This is a genomic window from Micromonospora sp. LOL_025 (assembly GCF_048060285.1).
Taxonomy (GTDB): domain Bacteria; phylum Actinomycetota; class Actinomycetes; order Mycobacteriales; family Micromonosporaceae; genus Micromonospora.
The window spans coordinates 1-24,086 of the sequence record NZ_JBHMIR010000043.1; the positions used below are offsets into that span (position 1 = coordinate 1).

The 24,086-nt window shown below is 76.4% G+C and carries 2 protein-coding genes and 1 pseudogene; all 3 read left to right on the plus strand.

All coding sequences use genetic code 11. The annotated features are described in order from the left end of the window. Window positions 1-2,831, plus strand: a 2,831-nt coding sequence (locus tag ACFHW0_RS29420) for a type I polyketide synthase (RefSeq protein ID WP_416612857.1), incomplete at its 5' end; no start/stop codon positions are given. Continuing rightward, window positions 2,803-13,203 (plus strand): SDR family NAD(P)-dependent oxidoreductase, encoded by a 10,401-nt coding sequence (locus tag ACFHW0_RS29425; protein WP_416612859.1) that lies wholly within the window; start codon window positions 2,803-2,805, stop codon window positions 13,201-13,203. The genes ACFHW0_RS29420 and ACFHW0_RS29425, both read left to right, overlap by 29 nt. Window positions 13,204-13,264: 61 nt before the next feature. Then, a pseudogene (locus tag ACFHW0_RS29430) lies at window positions 13,265-24,073 on the plus strand (type I polyketide synthase); the annotation flags it as partial. Between the last annotated feature and the right edge of the window lie 13 nt (window positions 24,074-24,086).

The window sequence follows — 24,086 nt, forward strand, 5'->3', positions numbered from 1 at the left end:
TCACCACCACCCACCACGTCGACACCTTCCTCGAAATCGGCCCCGACACCGTCCTCGCCACCGCCACCGCCGCCACCGGCGCCACCACCGCCATCGCCACCACCCGCCGCGGACAACCCGAAACCACGACCCTCACCAGGGCCGTCGCCGCCCTCCACACCCACGGCGTCCGCGTCGACTGGCCCACGTTCTTCGCCGGCGCCCGGACCACCGACCTGCCGACGTACCCCTTCGAACGCCAGCGGTACTGGGTGGAGAACGCGGCCGCGACCGGGGCGGCGAGCCGGCTCGGGCTCGCCGACACCGAGCACCCCCTGCTCGGCGCGGCCGTCGCGCTGCCCGACTTCGCCGGCGTCGTCTACACCGGCCGGCTGTCGACCGGCACCCACCCGTGGCTCGCCGACCACGTCGTCGCCGGCGTCGTGCTCGTCCCGGGTGCGGCGCTCGTCGAACTCGCGGTGCACGCCGCGGACGCGGTCGGCTGCCCGGTGGTGGAGGAGCTGACCACGGTCGCCCCGCTGGTCCTGCCCGCCGACGGCGCGGTGCAGCTGCGGCTGCGCGTCGGCGAGCCGGACGAGCAGGGCCGCCGCACCGTCGAGATCCACTCGCGTGGCGAGCACACCGAGACCTGGACGGCGCACGCCACCGGACTCGTCACCGCGGAGGCGGTCACCGCGCCGGACACCGTGACCGAGTGGCCCCCCGCCGACGCCCGGCCGGTCGACCTGACCGACGCCTACGACCGGCTCGCCGACCGGGGTTACGAGTACGGGCGGGCGTTCCGTGGCGTCACGGCGGTGTGGGAACGCGGCGACGAACTGTTCTCCGAGGTCGCCCTCCCCGAGGCGGACGAGCGGTTCGCGCTGCACCCCGCCCTGCTGGACGCGGCCCTGCACGCGCCGCTGCTGGCCGACCAGGCCGGCACCGGGAGCGCCGTGCTGCCGTTCTCGTGGCAGCAGGTGGTGCTGCACGCCACGAACGCCACCGCCCTGCGGGTCCGGATCGTGCCGGTCGAGTCCGGCTGGGCGATCACCGCGACCGACGGCACGGGCGCCCCCGTGGTGTCGGTGGGCAGGCTGGAGACCCGGCCGGTCGGCGCGCTCGACGCCCGCCCGGGCCACCACGACTCGCTGTACGAGCTGACCTGGACCCCCGTGCCGGCCGCCGGGGAGCAGGACGGGGACGTCCGGGTGCTCGACACGACCACGTTCCCGCCCGGCCCCGCCCCGACGGACACGCCGGCCGGCGTCCGCGCCGTGCTGCACCGCGTCCTCGACGAGCTCACGTCGTGGCTGGCCGAACCCACCGGCTCGCGCATCGTCGTGCGTACCCGGGGCGCGGTGGCCCTGCCCGGCGAGGACGTCACCGACCTCGCGGGCGCCGCCGTGTGGGGGTTCGTCCGCTCGGTCCAGGCCGAGCACCCCGACCGCGTCGTCCTGGTCGACGGCGACGTGGTGCTGGCCGACGACGAGCCGCAGCTCGTGGTCCGCGACGGCGTCCCGCACGCCGCCCGGCTGGCCCGGGCGACCACCGCCGACCCGGTCGACACGGACTTCGGCTCGGGGACGGTGCTGGTCTCCGGTGCCTCCGGCGCGCTGGGCGCGGTGGTGGCCCGGCACCTGGTGGCGGTGCACGGGGTGCGCGACCTGCTGCTGGTGTCCCGTCGGGGCGCGAGCGCGCCGGGCGCGGCGGAGCTGGCGGCGGAGCTGACCTCGTCGGGCGCGTCGGTGCGGTGGGCGGCCCGCGACGTGGCCGACCGGGACGCGGTGGCGGCGCTGGTCGCCGATTGTGAGCTGTCGGCGGTCGTACACGTCGCCGGCGTGCTGGACGACGGTCTGCTGGCGTCGTTGACGGCGGAGCGCCTGGACCGGGTGCTGGCGCCGAAGGTGGACGCGGCGTGGCACCTGCACGAGGCGACGGCCGGGACGGGGCTGTCGGCGTTCGTGGTGTTCTCGTCGGCGGCGGGCGTCTTCGGCAACGCGGGCCAGGCGGCGTACTCCGCCGCGAACGCGTTCCTGGACGCGCTGGTCGTGCGCCGCCGGGCGGCCGGCCTGACCGGGCAGTCCCTGGCGTGGGGCATGTGGGACGGCGGGATGGCGGGCGAGCTGACCGGCGCGGAGCGGCAGCGGTTGGCCCAGGCGGGCGTACGCGCCCTGCCGGTCGACGAGGGCCTGCGGCTCTTCGACGCCGCGCTGACCCGCGCCGCGCCGGTCCTCGTACCCATCGGGCTCGACCTCGGTGTGGTCGACGGCCCGCTCTACCGCGGCCTGGTGCGCCCCCGGACCCGGCGGGCGGCGTCCACCGGAAACGGCCTCGCCGCGCGCCTTGCCGGCAGGTCCGGGCCGGAGTGCGCGGACCTGCTGCTGGACCTGGTCCGCACGAACGTCGCGACGGTGCTCGGGCACCGCGACCCCGACGCCGTCGACCCCGGCCGCGCCTTCACCGAGCTGGGCTTCGACTCGCTCGCCGCGCTGGAACTGCGCAACCAGCTCAACGCCGCGACCGGCCTGCGGCTGCCCGCCACCCTGACCTTCGACCGCCCCAACACCCGCGCGATCGCCGAGCTGCTGTACGAGCGGCTCGTCCCCGACACGGGCGGCGACGGTGGGCTGCCCGAGGACGAGGTCCGCCGCATCCTGCTCGCCATCCCCCTCAGCCGGCTGCGGGACGCCGGCCTGATGGACAGCCTGCTCGAACTGGGCGGCGTACGGGTAGCCGCCGCCGAGCCGGACGCCGCACCGAGCGGGTCCATCGACGACATGGACGCCGACGCACTGATCAGCATGGCGCTCGCCGACCTCGGTGAAGCGACGACGGAAGCGGGGAGCTGACCACATGGCCAACTCGGAGGAGAAGCTCGTCACCGCGCTGCGGGCCTCGCTCAAGGAGAACGAGTGGCTGCGGGAGCAGAACCGCAAGCTGAACTCGACGCTGCGCGAGCCGATCGCCATCGTGGGCATGGCCTGCCGCTACCCCGGCGGGGTGCGGACCCCCGACGACCTGTGGGACCTCGTCGCCGCCGGCGGGGACGGGATCACCGGCTTCCCCACCGACCGCGGCTGGAACGTCGCCGAACTCTACGACCCCACGCCCGGCACGCCGGGGCGGTCGTACACCCGCGAGGGCGGCTTCCTGCACGACGCGGCCCAGTTCGACCCGGAGTTCTTCGGGATCAGCCCGCGCGAGGCGCTGACCATGGATCCGCAGCAGCGGCTGCTGCTGGAGACCTCGTGGGAGGCCTTCGAGAACGCGGGCATCGACCCGACCGGGCTGCGTGGCAGCGACACGGGCGTCTTCGCCGGGATGATGTACCACGACTACGCGGAGAACAACGCCACCGGCGCCATCGCCTCCGGCCGGGTGGCGTACACCTTCGGCCTGGAGGGGCCCGCCGTCACCGTCGACACCGCGTGCTCGTCGTCGCTGGTCGCCCTGCACCTGGCCGTGCAGGCCCTGCGCAACGGCGAGTGCTCGCTCGCGCTGGCCGGCGGGGTCACCGTGATGGCGACCCCGGAGACCTACGTCGCGTTCTCCAAGCAGCGCGGGCTGTCGCCGGACGGCCGGTGCAAGTCCTTCGCCGCCGCCGCCGACGGCACCGGCTTCGCCGAGGGCGTCGGCATGCTGATCGTGGAGCGGCTCTCCGACGCCCGACGCAACGGGCACCCGGTGCTCGCCGTCGTCCGCGGGACGGCGGTCAACCAGGACGGCGCCTCCAACGGCCTGACCGCCCCGAACGGGCCGGCGCAGCAGCGGGTCATCCAGGCGGCGCTGGCCAACGCGCGGCTGTCGGCCAACCAGATCGACGTGGTCGAGGCGCACGGCACCGGCACCACCCTGGGCGACCCGATCGAGGCCCAGGCCATCCTCGCCACCTACGGTCAGGACCGGGACCGGCCGCTGTGGCTCGGCTCGGTCAAGTCCAACATCGGTCACACCCAGGCCGCCGCCGGCGTCGGCGGCATCATCAAGATGGTGCTCGCCATGCGGCACCGGCTGCTGCCGAAGACGCTGCACGTGGACGCCCCGAGCGACCAGGTCGACTGGACCGAGGGCTCGGTCGACCTGCTGACCGAGGCCGTCGCCTGGCCCAGGGGCGCCGAGCCGTCCCGCGCCGGCGTCTCGTCGTTCGGCGTGAGCGGCACCAACGCCCACGTGATCATCGAGGAGCCGCCCGCGCAGGAGACCGCGCCGCCCGCCGAGGCGGCGACCGGGCCCGTGCCCTGGGTGCTCTCCGGCCGTACGCCCGAGGCCCGCCGCGACCAGGCGGCCCGGCTCGCGGCCCACCTCGACCTGCACCCCGCCGCCCCGGCCGACGTCGCCGCCGCCCTGGCGACGCGCGCCCGGTTCGAGCACCGGGCGGTCGTGGTCGGCGCGGACCCCGCCGAGCTGCGGGCCGGCCTGGCCGCCGTCGCGGCGGACGAACCCGCGCCGACCGTCGCCACCGGCGCCGCGCTGGGCGACGAGCCCCGGGTCGTCTTCATGTTCCCCGGCCAGGGCTCGCAGTGGGCGGGCATGGCCGTCGAGCTGATGGACACCGCCGAGGTGTTCGCGGACCGGATGGACGAGTGCGCGCGGGCCGTCGACGCGTTCACCGACTGGTCGCTGCTGGACGTCGTGCGGGGCGTGCCCGGCGCGCCGTCGCTCGACCGGGTGGACGTGGTGCAACCCGTGCTGTTCGCCGTGATGGTGTCGCTCGCGGAGCTGTGGCGGTCGTACGGCGTGCGGCCCGCCGCCGTGGTGGGGCACTCGCAGGGCGAGATCGCCGCCGCCGTCGTCGCCGGCGCGCTCAGCCTCGACGACGGCGCCCGCGTGGTCGCGCTGCGCAGCCGGGCCATCGCCGCCGGGCTGGCCGGACGCGGCGGCATGGCCTCGGTGGCGGCGCCCCGGGCGGACGTGCAGGAGCGCCTCGCCCGGTGGGGCGACCGGATCTCCGTCGCGGCGGTCAACGGTCCCGCCGCGACCGTCGTCTCCGGCGAGCCCGACGCCCTCGCCGAGCTGCTGGCGGCGTGCGAGGCCGACGGCGTGCGGATGCGGATGATCCCGGTGGACTACGCCTCGCACTCCGCGCAGGTCGAGGCCATCCGGGACGAGCTGCTGCGCGTCCTCGCCGACGTCCGGCCGCGCAGCGCCGACGTGCCGCTTTACTCCACGCTCACCGGCGAGGTCGTCGACACCGCCACCCTCGACGCCGGGTACTGGTACGCGAACCTGCGCGGCACGGTCCGGTTCGAGGAGGCGATCGACCGCCTGCTCGCCGACGGGCACGACGTCCTCGTGGAGATCAGCCCCCACCCCGTGCTCGGCATGGGGGTACGCGAGATCCTGGACCGCGCCGACGCCCCGGCCGCGCTCGTCGCCTCGCTGCGGCGCGACGAGGGCGGCCTGTCGCGCTTCCTGCTCTCCCTGGGCGAGGCGTACGTCCGCGGGGTCGCCGTCGACTTCTCCCGGCACACCCGCGGCGTCCCGGCCCCGCTGCCGACGTACGCCTTCCAGCACCAGCGGTACTGGCAGCTCGCGGCGGCGTCCGCCGTGGACGCGCGCGGCCTCGGCATCGACGTCGTCGGCCACCCGCTGCTCGGTGCCGCGCTCACCGTCCCGGAGCGGGACCTCGTCGTGCTCGCCGGCCGGATCAGCCTGGAGACGCACCCGTGGCTGGCCGACCACGCGGTCCTGGACACCGTCCTGCTGCCCGGCACGGCGCTGGTCGAACTCGCCGTCCGCGCCGGCGACGAGGTCGGCTGCCCGGCGGTCGAGGAACTCGTCATCACCACCCCGCTCGTCGTCCCGGCGCACGGCGGGGTGGCCCTGCGGCTCACCGTGGAGGCACCGGACGAGCACGGCCGCCGCGCGCTCGGTCTCTACGGGCAGACCGACACCGAGGCAAAGATCGGCATGTGGACCCGGCACGCCACCGGTGTCCTCTCCGCCGCCACGGGAGCGGGGGAGCGCCTCACCGAGTGGCCGCCCGCCGACGCGTCGGCCGTCGACGTCGGTGATCTGTACGACCGGCTCGCCGGGCTCGGCCTCCAGTACGGCCCGGTGTTCCAGGGCCTGCGGGCCGCGTGGCGGCGGGGCGACGAGACGTTCGCCGAGGTGGCCCTGCCGCAGGGGATCGACGTCGACGGGTTCGGCCTGCACCCGGCGCTGTTCGACGTCGCCCTGCACGCCCTCGCCGCGGACGTCGGGGACGGCGCGGCGAAGCTGCCGTTCTCGTGGAACGGCGTGACGCTGCACGGGGCCGGCGCGACGAGCCTGCGCGTCCGGCTCACCAGGACGGGAGCGGACAGCGCGACGCTGCTCCTCGCGGACCACACGGGCGCCCCGGTGGCCACCGTGGCGGCGCTCACCGTACGCACGGTGGCCCCGCAGGCCCTCAAGGGACGCAGCGGCTTCGTCGAGTCGCTGTTCCGGCTGGAGCAGGTGCCGCTGACCGCCGCCCGGGGCGAGCGCGGTACGTGGCAGACGCTGGGCGGCACGGCGGTCTTCGACGCGCCGCCGGTGGCGCTGGCCGACGTGGCCGCCGACACGCTGTTCCTGCCGTGCTTCTCCGACGCGCCCGGCATCTCCGGGGTGGCCGACCTCACGGCGTACGCGCTGGGCACGATCCAGCAGTGGCTCGCCGATGCCCGGCAGGCCGAGACCCGGCTCGTCGTGGTGACCCGCCCGGACGACCTCGCCGGCGCGGCGGTGCACGGCCTGGTCCGCTCCGCGCAGGCGGAGAACCCGGGGCGGATCGTCCTGCTGGAGGCCGACGACACCGCCGACGAGCTGGTGGCGGCGGCGCTGGCGACGGGCGAGCCGGTGCTCACCGTCCGCGACGGCGTCGTGCGCGCGCCCCGCCTGGCCCGGGTGCCCGAGCAGGACGTCGCCGGGCCGGCGGTGTTCGGTCCGGACAGCAGGGTGCTCGTCACCGGCGGCACCGGCACCCTGGGCGGGCTGGTCGCCCGCCACCTGGTCACCGCGCACGGCGTACGCGATCTCGTGCTGACCAGCCGCCGCGGCCTCGCCGCCGCCGGTGCGGAGGAGCTGCGCGACGAACTCACCGAGCTGGGCGCGACCGTGACGGTGCTGGCGTGCGACGTCGCGGACCGCGAGCAGGTCGCGGCCCTGCTCGCGGCGCACCCGGTCACCGGCGTCGTGCACACCGCGGGCGTGATGGCCGACGCCACCATCGCCACGCTCACGCCGGAGCGGCTCGCCGAGGCGCTGCGCCCCAAGGTGGACGCGGCCTGGCACCTGCACGAGCTGGCCGGCGACGTCACCGCCTTCGTGCTGTTCTCCTCGGCGGCGGGCATCTTCGGCAGCCCCGGCCAGGGCGCCTACGCGGCGGCGAACGCGCTGCTCGACGCGCTCGCGGCGCGACGCCGGGCCGCGGGCCTGCCCGCCCACTCGCTCGCCTGGGGGCTGTGGGCCGAGCGCAGCGAGATGACCGCCGACGTGGGCGGCGCGCAGCTGAGCCGGATGGCGCGCAGCGGCATGAGCGAGCTGTCCAGCAAGGACGGCCTGGCGCTGTTCGACGCCGCGATCCGGACGGCCGACGCGCTGCTGGCACCGGTGCCGGTGGACCTCGCCGCGTTCGGCCGGGACGACCGGGAACCGCCGGAGCTGCTGCGCGGCCTGGTCCGCGCCCCGTCCCGCCGGGCGGTGGGCGGCTCCTCGCTCGCCCAGCGGCTGGCAGAGGTGCCCGCCGAGCGCTGGACCGAGGTCGTGCTGGAGGCGGTGCTCACCCGGGTCGCGTCCGTGCTCGGCTACGCCCGGGCGGACCGGCTGCCGGCGGGCCGCCCCTTCAAGGAACTGGGCTTCGACTCGCTCACCGCGCTCGACCTGCGCAACCAGCTCGGCGTGGCGACCGGGCTGCGGCTGCCGGCGACCCTGGTGTTCGACTATCCGACGCCCGAGGCGCTGGCCGGGCACCTGGTGGAGCAGCTGGCCGGCGGGCGGACCGCGACGGCGGACGTCGACGCGGCCCGGCACGACCACGAGCCGATCGCCATCGTCGGCATGGCCTGCCGCTTCCCCGGCGACGTGCGTACGCCCGAGGACCTGTGGCGGCTGCTGGTCGGCGGCGGCGACGCCATCGGGCCGTTCCCCACCGACCGGGGATGGAACCTCGACGCGCTGTTCGACCCCGACCCGGACACGTCGGGCACCAGCTACGTCGACCAGGGCGGCTTCCTCCACGACGCGGCCCACTTCGACCCCGGCTTCTTCGGCATCTCCCCGCGCGAGGCGCTGGCGATGGACCCGCAGCAGCGGCTGCTGCTGGAGACCTCGTGGGAGGCGCTGGAGCGGGCCGGCATCGACCCGACCGCGCTGCGCGGCAGCCGGACCGGCGTGTACGCGGGCGTCATGTACAACGACTACGGCACCGTGCTGAGGGGCTCCGCCGAGTCCGTCGACGGGTTCCTCTCCACCGGCAACTCCGGGGGCGTGATCTCGGGCCGGATCTCGTACACGCTCGGGCTGGAGGGCCCGGCGATGACCGTCGACACCGCCTGCTCGTCGTCGCTGGTCGCCCTGCACCTCGCCGTCTCCGCGCTGCGCAACGGGGAGTGCTCCCTCGCGCTCGCCGGCGGCGTGTCGGTGATGTCGACGCCGGGCACCTTCCTGGAGTTCTCCCGGCAGCGCAACCTCGCCCCCGACGGGCGGTGCAAGTCGTTCGCGGGCGCGGCCGACGGCACGTCGCTCTCCGAGGGCGTCGGCGTGCTGGTGGTCGAGCGGCTCTCCGACGCCCGGCGTCACGGGCACCCCGTACTGGCCGTGGTGCGCGGCTCGGCGGTGAACTCCGACGGCGCCTCCAACGGGCTCACCGCGCCCAACGGGCCGTCGCAGCAGCGGGTGATCCGGGCCGCCCTGGCGGACGCGCGGCTGTCCCCGGCCGACGTCGACGTGGTCGAGGCGCACGGCACCGGCACCACCCTGGGCGACCCGATCGAGGCGCAGGCCGTCCTCGCCACGTACGGGCAGGAGCGGGCCGCGCCGGTGCTGCTGGGTTCGGTCAAGTCGAACCTCGGGCACACGCAGGCCGCCGCCGGCGTCGCCGGCATCATGAAGGTGGTGCTGGCGCTGCGCCACGGCGTGCTCCCGCAGACCCTGCACGTGGACGAGCCCTCGCCGCACGTGGACTGGTCCGCCGGCGCCGTACGCGTCGCCTCGGCCGCCACGCCGCTCACCGCCGCCGACCGTCCCGTGCGCGCCGCCGTGTCGTCCTTCGGCATCAGCGGCACCAACGCCCACGTCGTACTGGAGCAGGCCGACCCGGCGCCGCCGACCGACGAGCCGGACGTGCCGTTCACGCCGTGGCTGCTCTCCGCGCGGACCGAGGAGGGGCTGCGGGAGCAGATCCCGCGGCTGCGCGCCCACGTCGCCGCCGATCCGACGCTGCGCCCGGTCGACGTCGCGTACACGCTCGCCACCGGGCGGGCCGGGTTCCCGCACCGCGCGGTGCTGCTCGACGACCAGGTGGTGACCGGCACGGTCGACGGCGGAAAGCTCGCGGTGCTCTTCACCGGTCAGGGGGCGCAGCGGGTCGGCATGGCGGGGGAGCTGATGGGCTTCCCGGTGTTCGCGGCGGCGTTCGACGAGGTGTGCGCTGGGTTGGACGAGCACCTGGAGCGGCCGTTGCGGGAGGTGCTGGGCACGGAGGAGGTGCACCTGACCGGGTGGGCGCAGCCGGCGTTGTTCGCGGTGGAGGTGGCGCTGTTCCGGTTGTTCGAGTCGTGGGGTGTGCGGCCGGACTTCGTGGCGGGGCACTCGATCGGTGAGCTGGCGGCGGCGCACGTGGCGGGCGTCTGGTCGCTCGCCGACGCGGCGCGGGTCGTCGCGGCGCGAGGCCGGCTGATGCAGGCGCTGCCGACCGGTGGCGCGATGGTGGCCGTACGCGCCACCGAGGACGAGGTCGCGCCGCTGCTGCCGCCCACGGTCGCCGTCGCCGCGGTGAACGGGCCGGAGTCGGTGGTGCTCTCCGGCGACGAGACCGCCACCCTCGCCGTGGCCGAACAACTGTCGGGCAGGGGCCGCCGGGCGCGGCGGCTGACCGTGTCGCACGCGTTCCACTCGCCGCTGATGGACCCCATGCTCGACGAGTACCGCGCGGTCGTGGCCCAGGTGGACTGCCGGGAGCCGGCCGTCGCGCTGGTCTCGACGGTGACCGGCGAGCCCACCATCCTCGACACCGACCACTGGGTGCGGCAGGTGCGCGAGCCCGTCCGCTTCGCCGACGCGGTCGCCACGCTGGCCGCGTCCGGGGCCACCACCTTCCTCGAGATCGGCCCCGACGCGGTGCTGACCGCGCTCGGGCGGAACGTGGCCGAGGGCGAGTGGATCCCGGTGTGCCGCAAGGGCCGCGCCGAGCCGGAGACGGTGGCCACCGCGTTGGCCCGGCTCGCGGTGCGCGGCGCCACCATCGACTGGCGCTCGGTGGTGCCGGGGCGGACCGTGGAGCTGCCCACGTCCGTGTTCCAGCACCAGCCGTACTGGCCCCGGGCGGGCGCCGGCGCCGGCGACGCGAGCGGGCTGGGCCAGACGCGGGCGAACCACCCGCTGCTGGGCGCGGCGGTCGAGCTGCCGGACGGCGGAGCGGTGTTCACCGGCCGGCTCGCGCTGACCACCCACCCGTGGCTGGCCGACCACGCGGTGGCGGACCTGGTGCTGCTGCCCGGCGCGGCGCTGGTCGAGCTGGCGGCCCACACCGGTCGTGAGGTCGGCTGCCCGCGCGTCGAGGAACTGACGTTGGAGGCGCCGCTGGTGCTGCCGGACTCCGGCGGCGTGCAGGTGCGCGTGACGGTGGGCGAACCGGCGCCGGACGGCGGCCGGGAGGTCAGCGTCCACTCGCGGACCGAGGACGGGGACGGGGACGGGTGGACCACCCACGCGGTGGGCCGGCTGACCCCGGCCGGGGCCGCCGGCGCCGACCTGCGGGCCTGGCCGCCGGACGCGGAGCCGGTCGACGTCTCCACGGCGTACGACGACCTGTTCGCGCGCGGCCTGCGCTACGGCCCGGTCTTCCAGGGCCTGACCGCGGCGTGGCGGCGCGGCGACGAGGTGTTCGCGGAGATCACCCTGCCCGAGCAGGCCCACGACGACGCCGGCCGCTTCGGCCTGCACCCGGCGCTGCTGGACGCCGTCCTGCACGCGGTGGCGTCGACCGGCGACGGCGACCCGGTGCTGCCGTTCTCGTGGCGCGGATTCACCGTGCACACGGCGGGCGCCAACCGGTTGCGGGCCCGGATCGTGCCCGGCGACGGCACGGCGGCCATCACCCTGGCCGACGCGACCGGCGCCCCGGTGGCCTCGGTCGAGGCGCTGGCGGTACGGCCGGTGTCGCCCGAACAGCTGGCGGCGCTGCGCCGCGACCGGCACGAGTCGCTGCTGCGCCTGGACTGGACGCCGCTGACCGCCTCGCCCCGGCCGCGTACCGTCGCGGTGCTCGGGGAGCGGATCGACGGCCTCGACGCGACCGCGTACCCGGACCTGGCGGCCCTCGCCGCCGCCGTCGACGCCGGCGCCGCGGTGCCCGACGTGGTGGTGGCGCGGTGCGCCCCGGACCGGGGCGTCGCGGAGGACGTGCGGGCCCGCGCGGCCACCCACCAGGTCCTCGCCCTGGCGCAGCAGTGGCTGGCCGACGAGCGGTTCGCCGCCGCCCGCCTCGCCGTGCTGACCGGTGGCGCGGTGGCCACCCGTCCCGACGCCGACGTCACCGACCTCGCCGGGGCTGCGGCCTGGGGCCTGGTGCGCTCCGCCCAGTCCGAACACGGCGACCGGTTCGTCCTGGTCGACGTCGACGACCGGGGCACCGGGACCGGCCTGTCGGCCGCGCTCGGTTCCGACGAGCCGCAGCTCGCCGTCCGCGGCGCCGAGGTGCTGGTGCCCCGCCTGGCGCGGGCCGGCGCCACCGACGAGGCCGCCGCGACCGCCTTCGAGGGGACCGTCCTGGTCACCGGCGCCACCGGCGCGCTCGGTGGGCTCGTCGCCCGGCACCTGGTCACCCGCCACGGGGTCCGCGAGCTGGTGCTGGTCAGCCGCACCGGCCCCGCCGCCGAGGGCGCGGCCGAGCTGCGCGACGACCTCGTCGCCCTGGGGGCCGAGGTCACCGTCGCCGCGTGCGACGTCGCCGACCGGCACGCGCTCGCCGCGCTGCTCGCCGCGCACCCGGTGCGCGGGGTGGTGCACACGGCCGGCGTCGTCGACGACGCCGTCATCACCTCGCTCACCCCGGACCGGATCGACCCGGTGCTGCGGCCCAAGGTCGACGCCGCTACGAACCTGCACGAGCTGACCCGGGACCTGACCGCGTTCGTGCTGTTCTCGTCGGCCTCCGGGGTGCTCGGCGGACCGGGCCAGGGCAACTACGCCGCCGGCAACGCCTACCTGGACGCGCTCGCCCAGCACCGGCGGGCGAACGGCCTGCCGGCCGTGTCGCTGGCCTGGGGCCGCTGGGAGCAGGCGGGCATGGCGGAGCAGCTGACCGAGGCCGACCTGCGGCGCATGTCGCGCTCCGGCGTCGGCGCGCTCGCCGTCGAGGAGGCGTTGGCCCTGTTCGACGCGGCGCTGCACACCGGGGGCATGGTGGCGCCCATCAAGCTCGACCACCGGGCCCTGCGGGAACGCGCCGTCGCGGGCATGGTGCCGCCGGTGCTGCGCGGCCTGGTCCGGGTGCCCGCCAGACGGGCGGCCGACGCCGACGCGGGAGCGGCCGACGCCCTGCGGCAGCGGCTCGTGGGCCGGGACGCCGAGGAGGTCGAGGCCGTCCTGCTCGACCTGGTGCGTACCCAGGTGGCGGGGGTGCTGGCCTACCCGGACCCGGGCGCGGTCGCCGCCGACCGGCCGTTCAACGAGCTCGGCTTCGACTCGCTCACCGCGGTCGAGCTGCGCAACCGGGTGAACACGGCGACCGGGCTGCGGCTGCCCGCGACGCTGGTGTTCGACCACCCGACGTCGAAGGCCCTCGCCGCGTTCCTGCGGGCCGAACTCTCCGGCGAGGCGGGCGACACCAACGCGGTGCTGGCCGCGTTCGCCGAACTCGACCGCCTCGAGGCGGTCCTGTCGGACGTCGACGAGCAGTCCCGTACGCGGCTGTCGCTGCGGCTGCGCGACGTGCTCACGAAGCTGGGCGGCGAGCCCGCGTCCACCGGCAACGACATCGAATCCGCGACCGACGACGAGGTCTTCGCTCTCATCGACAGCGAACTCGGGATCTCATGACAGTGCGAGGAGGGCGACCCTAGTGGCCAACGAGGACAAGCTCCGGGACTACCTGAAGCGGGTCACGGTCGACCTGCAGAAGACCCGGCAGCGCCTGCACGAGGTGGAGGCGTCCGCGCACGAGCCGGTCGCGATCGTCGGCATGGCCTGCCGCTACCCCGGAGGCGTGGCGAGTCCCGAGGACCTGTGGCGGCTGGTGGAGTCCGGGACCGACGCCACCGGCGCGTTCCCGACCGACCGCGGCTGGGACCTGGAGTCGCTGTACGACCCCCAGTCGCTGCGGGAGGGCACCTCCTACACCTCGCGCGGCGGTTTCCTGTACGACGCGGCGGACTTCGACCCGACGTTCTTCGGCATCAGCCCCCGCGAGGCGGTCGGGCTGGACCCCCAGCAGCGGCTGCTGCTGGAGGTCGCGTGGGAGACCCTGGAACGCGCCGGCATCGACCCCACCTCGCTCGCCGGCAGCCCGACCGGCGTGTTCACCGGCCTGATGTACCACGACTACCTGGGCAGCAACAGCTCCGGCAGCGTGGTCTCCGGCCGGGTCGCCTACACGCTGGGGCTGGAGGGGCCGGCGGTCACCGTCGACACCGCCTGCTCGTCGTCGCTCGTGGCGCTGCACCTGGCGATCCAGGCGCTGCGTCGGGGCGACTGCACGCTCGCGCTCGTCGGCGGCGTCTCGGTCATGGCGACGCCGCTGACCTTCGTCGAGTTCTCCCGCCAGCGCGGCCTGTCACCGGACGGGCGGTGCCGCTCGTACTCGGCGGACGCCGACGGCACCGGGTTCGCCGAGGGCGTCGGCGTGCTGCTCGTGGAGCGGCTGTCGGACGCGCTCGAGCACGGTCACCGCGTCCTGGCGGTCGTGCGGGGCTCCGCGGTCAACCAGGACGGCGCGTCGAACGGGCTGACCGCGCCGAACGGGCCGTCGCAGCAGCGGGTCATCGAGGCCGCGCTGGTCGACGCGGGCCTGTCGACGCGCCAGGTCGACGTGGTCGAGGGGCACGGCACCGGCACGACCCTGGGCGACCCGATCGAGGCGCAGGCGCTGCTCGCCACGTACGGCCAGGACCGGGAGGACCCGCTCTGGCTCGGCTCGGTGAAGTCGAACATCGGCCACACCCAGGCCGCGGCCGGGGTCGCCGGGGTCATCAAGATGGTGGAGGCGATCCGGCGCGGCGTCCTGCCCGCGACGCTGCACGCCGAGCAGCCGTCGGACCAGGTGGACTGGACGGCCGGGAACGTCCGGCTGCTGACCGCCGCCACGCCGTGGCCGCGTACCGGGCAGCCGCGCCGGGCCGCCGTCTCGTCGTTCGGGTTCAGCGGCACCAACGCGCACGTGATCGTGGAGCAGGCGCCGGCCGCCGCCGCGCCCGAGCCGGCCGCCGCGCCGGTGACGTCGCTGCTGCTCACCGCCCGCGACGCCAACGCGCTGCGGGACCAGGCGCGGCGGCTCTCCGCCGTGGTGTCGCAGGTGGAGCCGGCCGAGCTGGGCTACGCCCTGGCCACCACCCGGTCCCGCTTCGCGCACCGGGCCGCGGTGCTCGGCGGCACCGCCGAGGAACTGGCCGCCGGCCTGGCCGCGCTGGCCCGCGACGAGCAGGCCGCCAACCTGGTCCGGGGCCGGGCGACGGACGGCCCGGTCGCGATGCTCTTCTCCGGGCAGGGCGCGCAGCGCCTCGGCATGGGCCGCGGCCTGTACGCGGCGTACCCGGAGTACGCGGCGGCGTTCGACGAGGTGTGCGCCGCCCTGGACCCGCACCTGGACCGGCCGCTGCGCGAGGTGCTCGACACCGAGGACCTGCACCGGACCGGCTGGACCCAGCCCGCCCTGTTCGCCGTCGAGGTGGCCCTGTACCGGCTCGTCCGGTCCTGGGGCGTCACCCCCTCGGTCCTGGCCGGGCACTCGATCGGTGAACTGGCCGCCGCGCACGTCGCGGGGGTGTTCCCGCTCGCCGACGCGGCCCGCCTGGTCGCGGCGCGGGGCCGGCTGATGCAGGCGCTGCCGGCGGGCGGGGCGATGCTCGCCGTGCAGGCCACCGAGGACGAGGTCGCGCCGCTGCTCGGCCCGGACGCCGACATCGCCGCCGTCAACGGCCCGGACTCGGTGGTCGTCTCCGGCACCGAGGAGGCGGTGGCCGCGGTGGCCGCGCGGTTCGCCGACCGCCGCACCCGGCGGCTGACCGTGTCGCACGCCTTCCACTCGCCCCTGATGGACCCGATGCTCGCGGAGTTCCGGGCGGTGGCCGAGACGATCCCGTACGCGCCGCCGACGATCCCGCTGGTCTCCACGGTCACCGGCGCGCCGGCGGGCGACGAACTGGCGACGCCGGAGTACTGGGTCGGGCAGGTCCGCGCGACCGTGCGCTTCGCGGACGCGGTACGCGCCGCCGCCGCGACCGGCGTCACGACGTTCCTCGAACTGGGCCCGGACTCGGTGCTCGCCACCATGGCGGCGGACTGCCTGGACGGCGACGTGCTGGCCACGCCGGTGCTGCGCCGGGACCGCGACGAGCCGCGTGCCCTGGTGGAGGCGCTGGCGCGGCTGGAGACCCGGGGCGTCACGATCGACCCGGAGGCGTTCTACCACCGCTCCGGACGGTCCTGGGTCGACCTGCCGACGTACGCCTTCCAGCACGAGCGCTTCTGGCAGGACAGCTTCGGGCCGGCCGTCGCGGGCGAGGCCGGCGACGACGACGGCCTGTGGGCGGCGGTGGACAGCGGTGACCTCGACACGGTGGTCACCACGCTCGACGTGGACCCGCAGGCCCCCCTGGCGTCGGTGCTGCCCGCGCTCTCGGCGTGGCGCCGGGGCCGGCAGGAGCGGTCCGCGCTGGACGGCTGGCGTTACCAGGCACGGTGGGAACGCCGCCCCGGCGGCACGCCGACGGCGCTGACCGGCACCTGGCTGCTGGTGGTTCCCGAGCCGGCCGTGACGGGCGACCCGGGTGGCGCGGTCGCCGACGCGCTCGCCGCACACGGCGCCACCGTCGTCACCACCGACCCGGCCGCCGTCGCGGACCACCTCGACGGGGAACTCGCCGGTGTGGTCTCCCTCCTCGCGCTCGACGAGGCGTTCCTGCCCGGGCACCCCGGCGTCCCGGCGGGCGCCGCGGCCACGCTCGACCTGATCCGTACGCTCGCCGGGCGGGGCGTCGCGCTGTGGTGCCTCACCCGTGGGGCCGTCGCCACCTCCCCGGCCGACCCGGTGACCGGCGTGGCGCAGTCGCAGGTGTGGGGCCTCGGCCGGGTCGCCGCGCTGGAACTGCCCGACACCTGGGGCGGCCTGGTCGACCTGCCCGCAGAGCTGGACGGGCGCTGCGCCGCCGCGCTGGCCGGCGTGCTCGCCGGCATCGGCGAGGACCAGGTCGCGGTGCGCCCGGACGGGGTGTTCGTCCGCCGGCTGCACCGCGCGCCGGTCACCGGCAACCCGCGCTGGCGCGGCGCGTCCGGCACCGTCCTGGTCACCGGCGGCACCGGCACCCTCGGCATCGAGGCCGCCCGGCTGTACGCGCGGCACGGCGCCGAGCGGCTCGTCCTGCTGAGCCGGCGCGGCACCGCCCCCGCCGAGACCCTCGACGAGCTGCGCGGGCTGGGCGCCCAGGTCGACGTCGTGGCCTGCGACGTGGCCGACCGGGCCGCCCTGGCGGCGGTCGTCGACCGCTACCCCGACGTGCGCGCCGTGGTGCACGTGGCGGGGCTGGCCCAGCTCACCGGCATCGTGGACATGGACCTCGCCGAGTTCACCGATGTCGTCTCCGCGAAGGTCGCCGGCGCCGCCAACCTCGACGCGATCTTCGCCGAGCGGGACCTCGACGAGTTCGTGCTCTTCTCCTCCGTGGCCGGCGTCTGGGGCAGCGGCGGCCAGGCCGCCTACGCCGCCGGCAACGCCCACCTGTGCGCCCTCGCCGAGGCGCGACGCGGCCGGGGACAGCCGGCCACCGCCCTCGCCTGGGGCCCGTGGGCCGAGAGCACGCTGGTGGACGACGAGATCTCGGCCTCGCTGCGCAAGCGGGGCCTGGCGCCGATGGCGCCGGAGCGGGCCGTCGCGGCCATGCGTACCGCACTGGCGGCCGGCGACACGGACGTGCTGCTCGCCGACGTGGACTGGGCCACCTTCGTGCCGTCGTTCACCGCGCTGCGGCCGAGCCGGCTGTTCGACGCCATCCCCGAGGCGGTCGCCGACGAGGCGCCGACCGACACGTCCACCTCGTCGGACTTCGCCCGCCGCCTCGCCGACCTGCCGGAGGCGGAGCGCCTCGACCACGTCGTCGGGCTGGTCCGCACCCAGGTCGCGCTCACTCTCGGCTACGCGGGCCCGGAGGCGGTCGAACCGGCCTCCGCGTTCAAGGAACTGGGCTTCGACTCGGTCACCGCCGTGGAGTTCCGCAACCGGATGGTCGAGGCCACCGGCGTACGGCTCTCCGCGGCCGTCGCCTTCGACTACCCGACCCCGGTCGCGCTGGCCGAGCACCTGTTGGAGACCGGTCGCACCGAGGTGGTCGTCGGCACCGTCGCCGCCGACGAGCCGATCGCCATCGTCGGGATGAGCTGCCGCTTCCCCGGTGGCGTCAGCTCGCCGGAGGAGCTGTGGACGCTGCTGCGCGAGGGTCGCGACGGCATCGGCCCGTTCCCCACCGACCGCGGCTGGGACCTCGACGGCCTGTTCCACCCCGACCCGGAGCACTCCGGGACCAGCTACGTCCGCGAGGGCGGCTTCCTCGCCGACCTGCCGGGCTTCGACGCGGCCTTCTTCGGCATCAGCCCCCGCGAGGCGGAGGCCATGGACCCGCAGCAGCGGCTGGTGCTGGAGGCGTCCTGGGCGGCCTTCGAGGACGCCGGCATCGACCCGACCACGCTGCGCGGCAGCGCGACCGGGGTGTACGTCGGCGCCAACAACATCGACTACGCCCGGATCACCGGCGCGGCCGGGGCGAGCGCGGAAGGCTTCATGGCCACCGGCAACGCCGCGAGCATCATGTCCGGTCGCCTCTCGTACGTGCTGGGGCTGGAGGGCCCGGCCGTGACGGTGGACACCGCCTGCTCGTCGTCGCTGGTGGCGATGCACCTGGCGGTGCGGGCGCTGCGCTCGGGCGAGTGCGCGATGGCGGTCGCGGGCGGCGTGACCGCCATGTCGACGCCGGGCGCGTTCCTGGAGTTCAGCCGGATGCGCGGGCTCGCCCCGGACGGGCGCTGCAAGGCGTTCGCGGCCGGCGCGGACGGCACCAACTGGGGCGAGGGCATCGGCGTGGTCGTGCTGGAGCGGCTCTCCGACGCGCTCGCCGCCGGCCACGAGGTGCTCGCCGTGGTACGCGGGACCGCCGTCAACCAGGACGGCGCGTCCAACGGGCTGACCGCGCCCAACGGGCCGGCGCAGCAGCGGGTCATCCGGCAGGCGCTCGCCGACGCCGGACTCTCCACCGCCGACGTGGACGTGGTGGAGGCGCACGGCACCGGCACGACGCTGGGCGACCCCATCGAGGTCGACGCGCTCTTCGCCACCTACGGCCGGGACCGCGCCGGGGACCGGCCGCTCTGGCTGGGCTCGGTGAAGTCGAACATCGGGCACACCCAGGCCGCCGCCGGCGTCGCCGGGGTGATCAAGATGGTGCTCGCGCTGCGGCACGGCGAACTGCCCCGGACCCTGCACGTCGACGAGCCGACGGCGCACGTCGACTGGTCGGGCGGGGTGCGGCTGCTGGCCGAACCGCAGCCGTGGGGGCGCAACGGCCACCCGCGTCGCGGCGGCGTCTCGTCGTTCGGGTTCAGCGGCACCAACGCCCACCTCGTCATCGAGGAGGCCCCGGAGGCACCCGAGGTCGAGCGGTCGTACGACGACGGGCCGGTCGCGCTCGTGCTCTCCGCCCGCTCGGACGGCGCGCTGCGCCGGCAGGCCGCCGACATCGAGCCGCTCCTGGCCGGGGTGGCGCCCCGCGACCTGGCGTACTCGCTCTCCCTGCGGGCCACCCACCCGCGCCGCGCGGTCGTGGTGGGCGGGCCCGACGAGCTGCGCGCCGGCCTCGCCGCGCTCGCGGCGGGGGAGCCCGCGCCGAACCTGGCCACCGGGGTCGCCGCCGGCACGCCGGGGAAGGTGGCCTTCTCCTTCCCCGGGCAGGGCTCGCAGTGGATCGGCATGGCCGTGGAGCTGCTCGACGCCTCCCCGGTGTTCGCCGCGCGGATGGCCGAGTGCGAGGCCGCGCTGGCGCCGCACGTCGACTGGTCCCTGGAGGCCGTCCTGCGGCAGGGCGAGGAGCTGGACCGGGTGGACGTCGTCCAGCCCGTCCTGTTCGCCGTCATGGTGTCGCTCGCGGCGCTGTGGCGCTCCCACGGCGTCGAGCCCGCCGCCGTGGTGGGGCACTCCCAGGGCGAGATCGCCGCCGCCTGCGTGGCGGGCGCGCTCTCCGTGGCGGACGCGGCCAGGGTCGTCGCCCTGCGCAGCCGGGCGCTGCTGCGCCTGTCCGGCAAGGGCGGCATGGTCTCCGTGCCGCTGCCGGTGGCCGAGGTGCGGGAGCGGCTGGAGCGCTTCGCCGGCCGGGTGACCGTGGCGACCGTCAACGGGCCGCGCTCGACGGTGGCGGCCGGCGAGTTGGACGCCCTCGACGAGCTGCTGGCCGAGTGCCAGCGTGACGGCGTGCGCGCCAAGCGCATCGACGTGGACTACGCGTCGCACTCGGCGTACGTGGAGGAGCTGCACGAGGAGCTGCGCGACGTGCTGGCCGGGCTGGAGCCCCGCCGGCCCGAGGTGCCGCTCTACTCGACGGTGGACGACCGCTGGCTGGACGACGTCGCGATGGACGCCGAGTACTGGTACCGCAACCTGCGCCAGACCGTGTGGTACGAGCCCGCCATCCGGGCCCTGCTCGACGCGGGCGTCACCACGATCGTCGAGGTCAGCCCGCACCCGGTGCTGACCATCGGCGTGCAGGACGTCATCGACGACGCGGAGGCCGCCGCCACCGTGGTCGGCTCGCTGCGCCGCGACGAGGGGGGCCTGGCGCGCTTCCTGCTCTCCCTGGGCGAGGCGCACGTGCACGGCGTCCACCCGACGTGGGGGTACGAGGGCGCGCGGCGGGTCCGGCTGCCCGGCTACCCGTTCCAGCACGAGCGGTACTGGCCGGCCGTCGCGCCGGCCACCGCCGACGCGGCCGGGCTGGGGCTCGCCGCCACCGAGCACCCGCTGCTCGGCGCGGCGGTCGCGCTGGCCGACACCGACGGCCTGCTGTGCACGGGCCGCATCTCGGTGGCCGCCCACCCGTGGCTGGCCGACCACCGGGTCGGCGGGCAGGTGTTCGTGCCCGGCACCGCGCTCGTGGACCTCGCGGTCCGCGCGGGCGACGAGGTGGGCTGCGGCCGGGTCGAGGAGCTGACCCTGACCGCGCCCCTGGTCCTGCCCGACAAGGGCGGGGTCCAGGTGCAGATGCGCGTCGGCGCGCCCGACGGGAACGGGCAGCGGCAGCTGACCGTCCACTCCCGGCCGGACGGGGTGGCCACCGACGCGGCGCCGTGGGTGCGCAACGGCGTGGGCCTGCTCGCCCCCGGGGAGGCGGCGGGCGGCTTCGACACCGCGTGGCCGCCGGCGGCCGAGCCCGTCGCGTCCGACGAGCTGTACGCCACCCTGGCCGCGGCCGGTCTCACGTACGGCCCGACGTTCCAGGGCGTACGCCGGGTGTGGCGGCAGGGCGAGGAGATCTTCGCCGAGGTGGCCCTGCCGGCGGAGGCCGCCCGGACGGCGGCCGGGTACGGCCTGCACCCGGCGCTGCTCGACGCCGCCCTGCACCCGCTCGCGCTCGTCACCAGCGGCACCGAGGCGCTGCTGCCGTTCGAGTGGAGCGGCGTGACCGTGCACGCCGTCGGCGCGACGGAGTTGCGCGTCCGGCTGCGTCCGCGCGGCCGGAACACCGTCGCGGTGACCGTCGCCGACCAGAGCAACACCGTGGTCGCCGAGGTCGAGTCGCTGGTGCTGCGGGAGGCCACCGCCCCCGCGCAGCCGAGCACGCACCACGACGCCCTGTTCCGTCTGGAGTGGGCCCCGGTCGCCGCGCCGGCGGCCGCGCCGGACGCCCGCTGGGCGGCCCTCGGCGGGTGCACCCTGCCGCAGGACGCCGGCCTCGTCACCGACGCCTACCCGGACCTGGCGACGCTGCGGGCCCGGGTGGCCGACGGCGCGCCGACGCCGGCCCTGGTCGTGCTGCCCTGCGCGGCCGGCGCGACCGACGACCCCGCCGGGGCGGCCCACCGGGTCGTGCACGACACCCTCGCGGTGCTGCGCGAGTGGCTCGCCGACGAGCGGTTCGCCGACGCCCGGCTGGTCGTCGTCACCCGGGACGCGGTGAGCGTGCGGGAGGCGGCCCCCGACCTGGCCAGCTCGCCGGTGTGGGGCCTGCTCCGGTCGGCCCAGAGCGAGCACCCGGACCGCTTCGTCCTGCTCGACGTCGACGACCGGGAGCCGCACCGGGCGCTCGCGGCGGCGGTCGCGGCGGACGAGCCGCAGCTCGCCGTCCGCGACGGCGTCCTGCTGGCCCCGCGGCTCGCCCGCGCCGCGGGCGGCCCCGCGCTGGCGGCGCCGCCGGCCGAGCGCTGGCGGCTGGACGTCACCGAACGCGGCACGCTGGACAACCTCGCGCTGCTGCCCGACACGGAGGAGCCGCGCCCGCTGGGTCCGGGCCAGGTGCGCATCGCGATGCGGGCCGCCGGCCTGAACTTCCGGGACGTGCTGATCGCCCTCGACATGTACCCCGGCGGCGGCGTGATGGGCGGCGAGGGGGCGGGCGTCGTTGTCGAGGCCGCGCCGGACGTGACCGGCGTCGCGGTCGGCGACCGGGTCATGGGCCTCTTCTACGGCGCCTTCGGCACCGAGGTGGTCACCGACGCGCGGATGGTCGTGCCGGTGCCGTCGGGCTGGTCGTTCGCCACGGCGGCGTCGACGCCGATCGCGTTCTGCACCGCCTACTACGCGCTCGTCGACCTGGCGCAGGTGAAGCCGGGGGAGCGGGTGCTGGTGCACGCCGCCGCCGGTGGCGTCGGCATGGCGGCGGTCCGGCTCGCCCGGCACCTCGGCGCGGAGGTGTACGGCACCGCCAGCACCGGCAAGTGGGACGCGCTGCGCGGGATGGGGCTGCCGGACACGCACATCGGCAGCTCCCGCACGCTGGAGTTCGAGGAGCGCTTCGGCGCGGCCGGCATCGACGTGGTGATCGACTCGCTGGCGAAGGAGTTCGTCGACGCGTCGCTGCGCCTGCTCGGCGCGGGCGGTCGGTTCATCGAGATGGGCAAGACCGACGTGCGGGACCCGGACCGCGTCGCCGCCGACCACCCGGGCGTCGCCTACCAGGCGTTCGACCTGCTCGCCATCGACCCGGACCGGGTCGGCGCGATCCTGCGCGACGTGGTCGCCCTGTTCGGCACGGGCGACCTCACGCCGCTGCCGGTGCGGCCGTACGACATCCGTCGCGCCCCGGAGGCGTTCCGGTTCATGTCCAAGGCCCGGCACGTCGGCAAGCTCGTGCTCACCGCGCCGCCCCGGCGGGACCCCGACGGCACGGTGCTCGTCACGGGTGGCACCGGCACCCTCGGCGGTCTGCTGGCGCGGCACCTGGTGACCCGGCGGGGGGTGCGGCACCTCCTGCTGACCAGCCGCCGTGGCCCGGACGCGCCGGGCGCCGCCGAGCTGGTGGCCGAGCTGACCTCGTACGGCGCGCGGGTCACCGTCGCGGCGTGCGACGCGGCGGACCGCGCGGCGCTGGCCGAGACCCTGGCCCGGGTGCCCGCCGCGCACCCGCTGACCGCCGTGGTGCACACGGCGGGCGTCCTCGACGACGGCCTGGTTGCCGCGCTGACCCCGGAGCAGGTCGACGCGGTGCTGCGTCCCAAGGTCGACGCGGCGGTCAACCTGCACGAGCTGACCCGGGACGGCGAGCTGGCCGAGTTCGTCGTGTTCTCCGCGGCGGCCGGCACGATGGGCGGCCCGGGGCAGGGCAACTACGCGGCGGCGAACACCTTCCTGGACGCGCTCGTGGCGCGGCGCCGGGCGGCCGGGCTGCCCGCCCGTTCCCTCGCCTGGGGCCTGTGGAGCGAGGCGAGCGGGATGACCGCGCACCTCGACGCCAACGACCGCGCCCGGATGGCCCGCGTCGGCCTGCTGGAGCTGTCGGTGGAGCAGGGCATGGCGCTGTACGACGCGGCGGAGCTGCTCGACGAGCCGCTGCTGGTGCCGATGCCGGTGGACCCGGCGGCGCTGCGCGAGCTGGGCCGGGCGGGCGTGCTGCCCGCGCTGCTGCGCGGCCTGGTGCGGGGCCCGTCCCGACGGTTGGTGGAGCAGTCGACGCAGTCGCCCGGCGCCCTGCGGGACCTCCTGGCGAGCCAGAGCGGCCCGCAGCGGCGGCACACCGCACTGGAGTTCGTCAAGGCACAGGCCGCCGCCGTGCTCGGGCACGCGGGGGCGGGCGCGGTGGACCCCGACCGGCCGTTCACCGAGCTGGGCTTCGACTCGCTGACCGCGGTCGAGTTCCGCAACCGGCTGAAGGCGGCCACCGGCCTGAAGCTCTCCGCCACCATGGTGTTCGACCATCCGACCGCCGCGGCGCTCACCGACCACCTGCTGGCCGGGCTGGCCCCGGCCGAGGTGGACCCGGCCGCGGGGCTGTTGGCCGAGCTGGACCGGCTGGAACGCTCGTTCGCCCAGGCCGGCGCGGCGGGCCTGGAGGACGCGGTCAAGGCACGGATTACCGAACGGTTGCACGCGGTGATGTCGAATTGGCGTGGCAGGTCCGACGTGGACGCCGAACCCGACGGACCGGACGTGGGCCTGGTGCTGAAGACCGCCTCCGCCGACGAGCTGTTGCGGTTCATCGACGACGAACTCGGCGCCGCCTGAACCGCACGCGCTG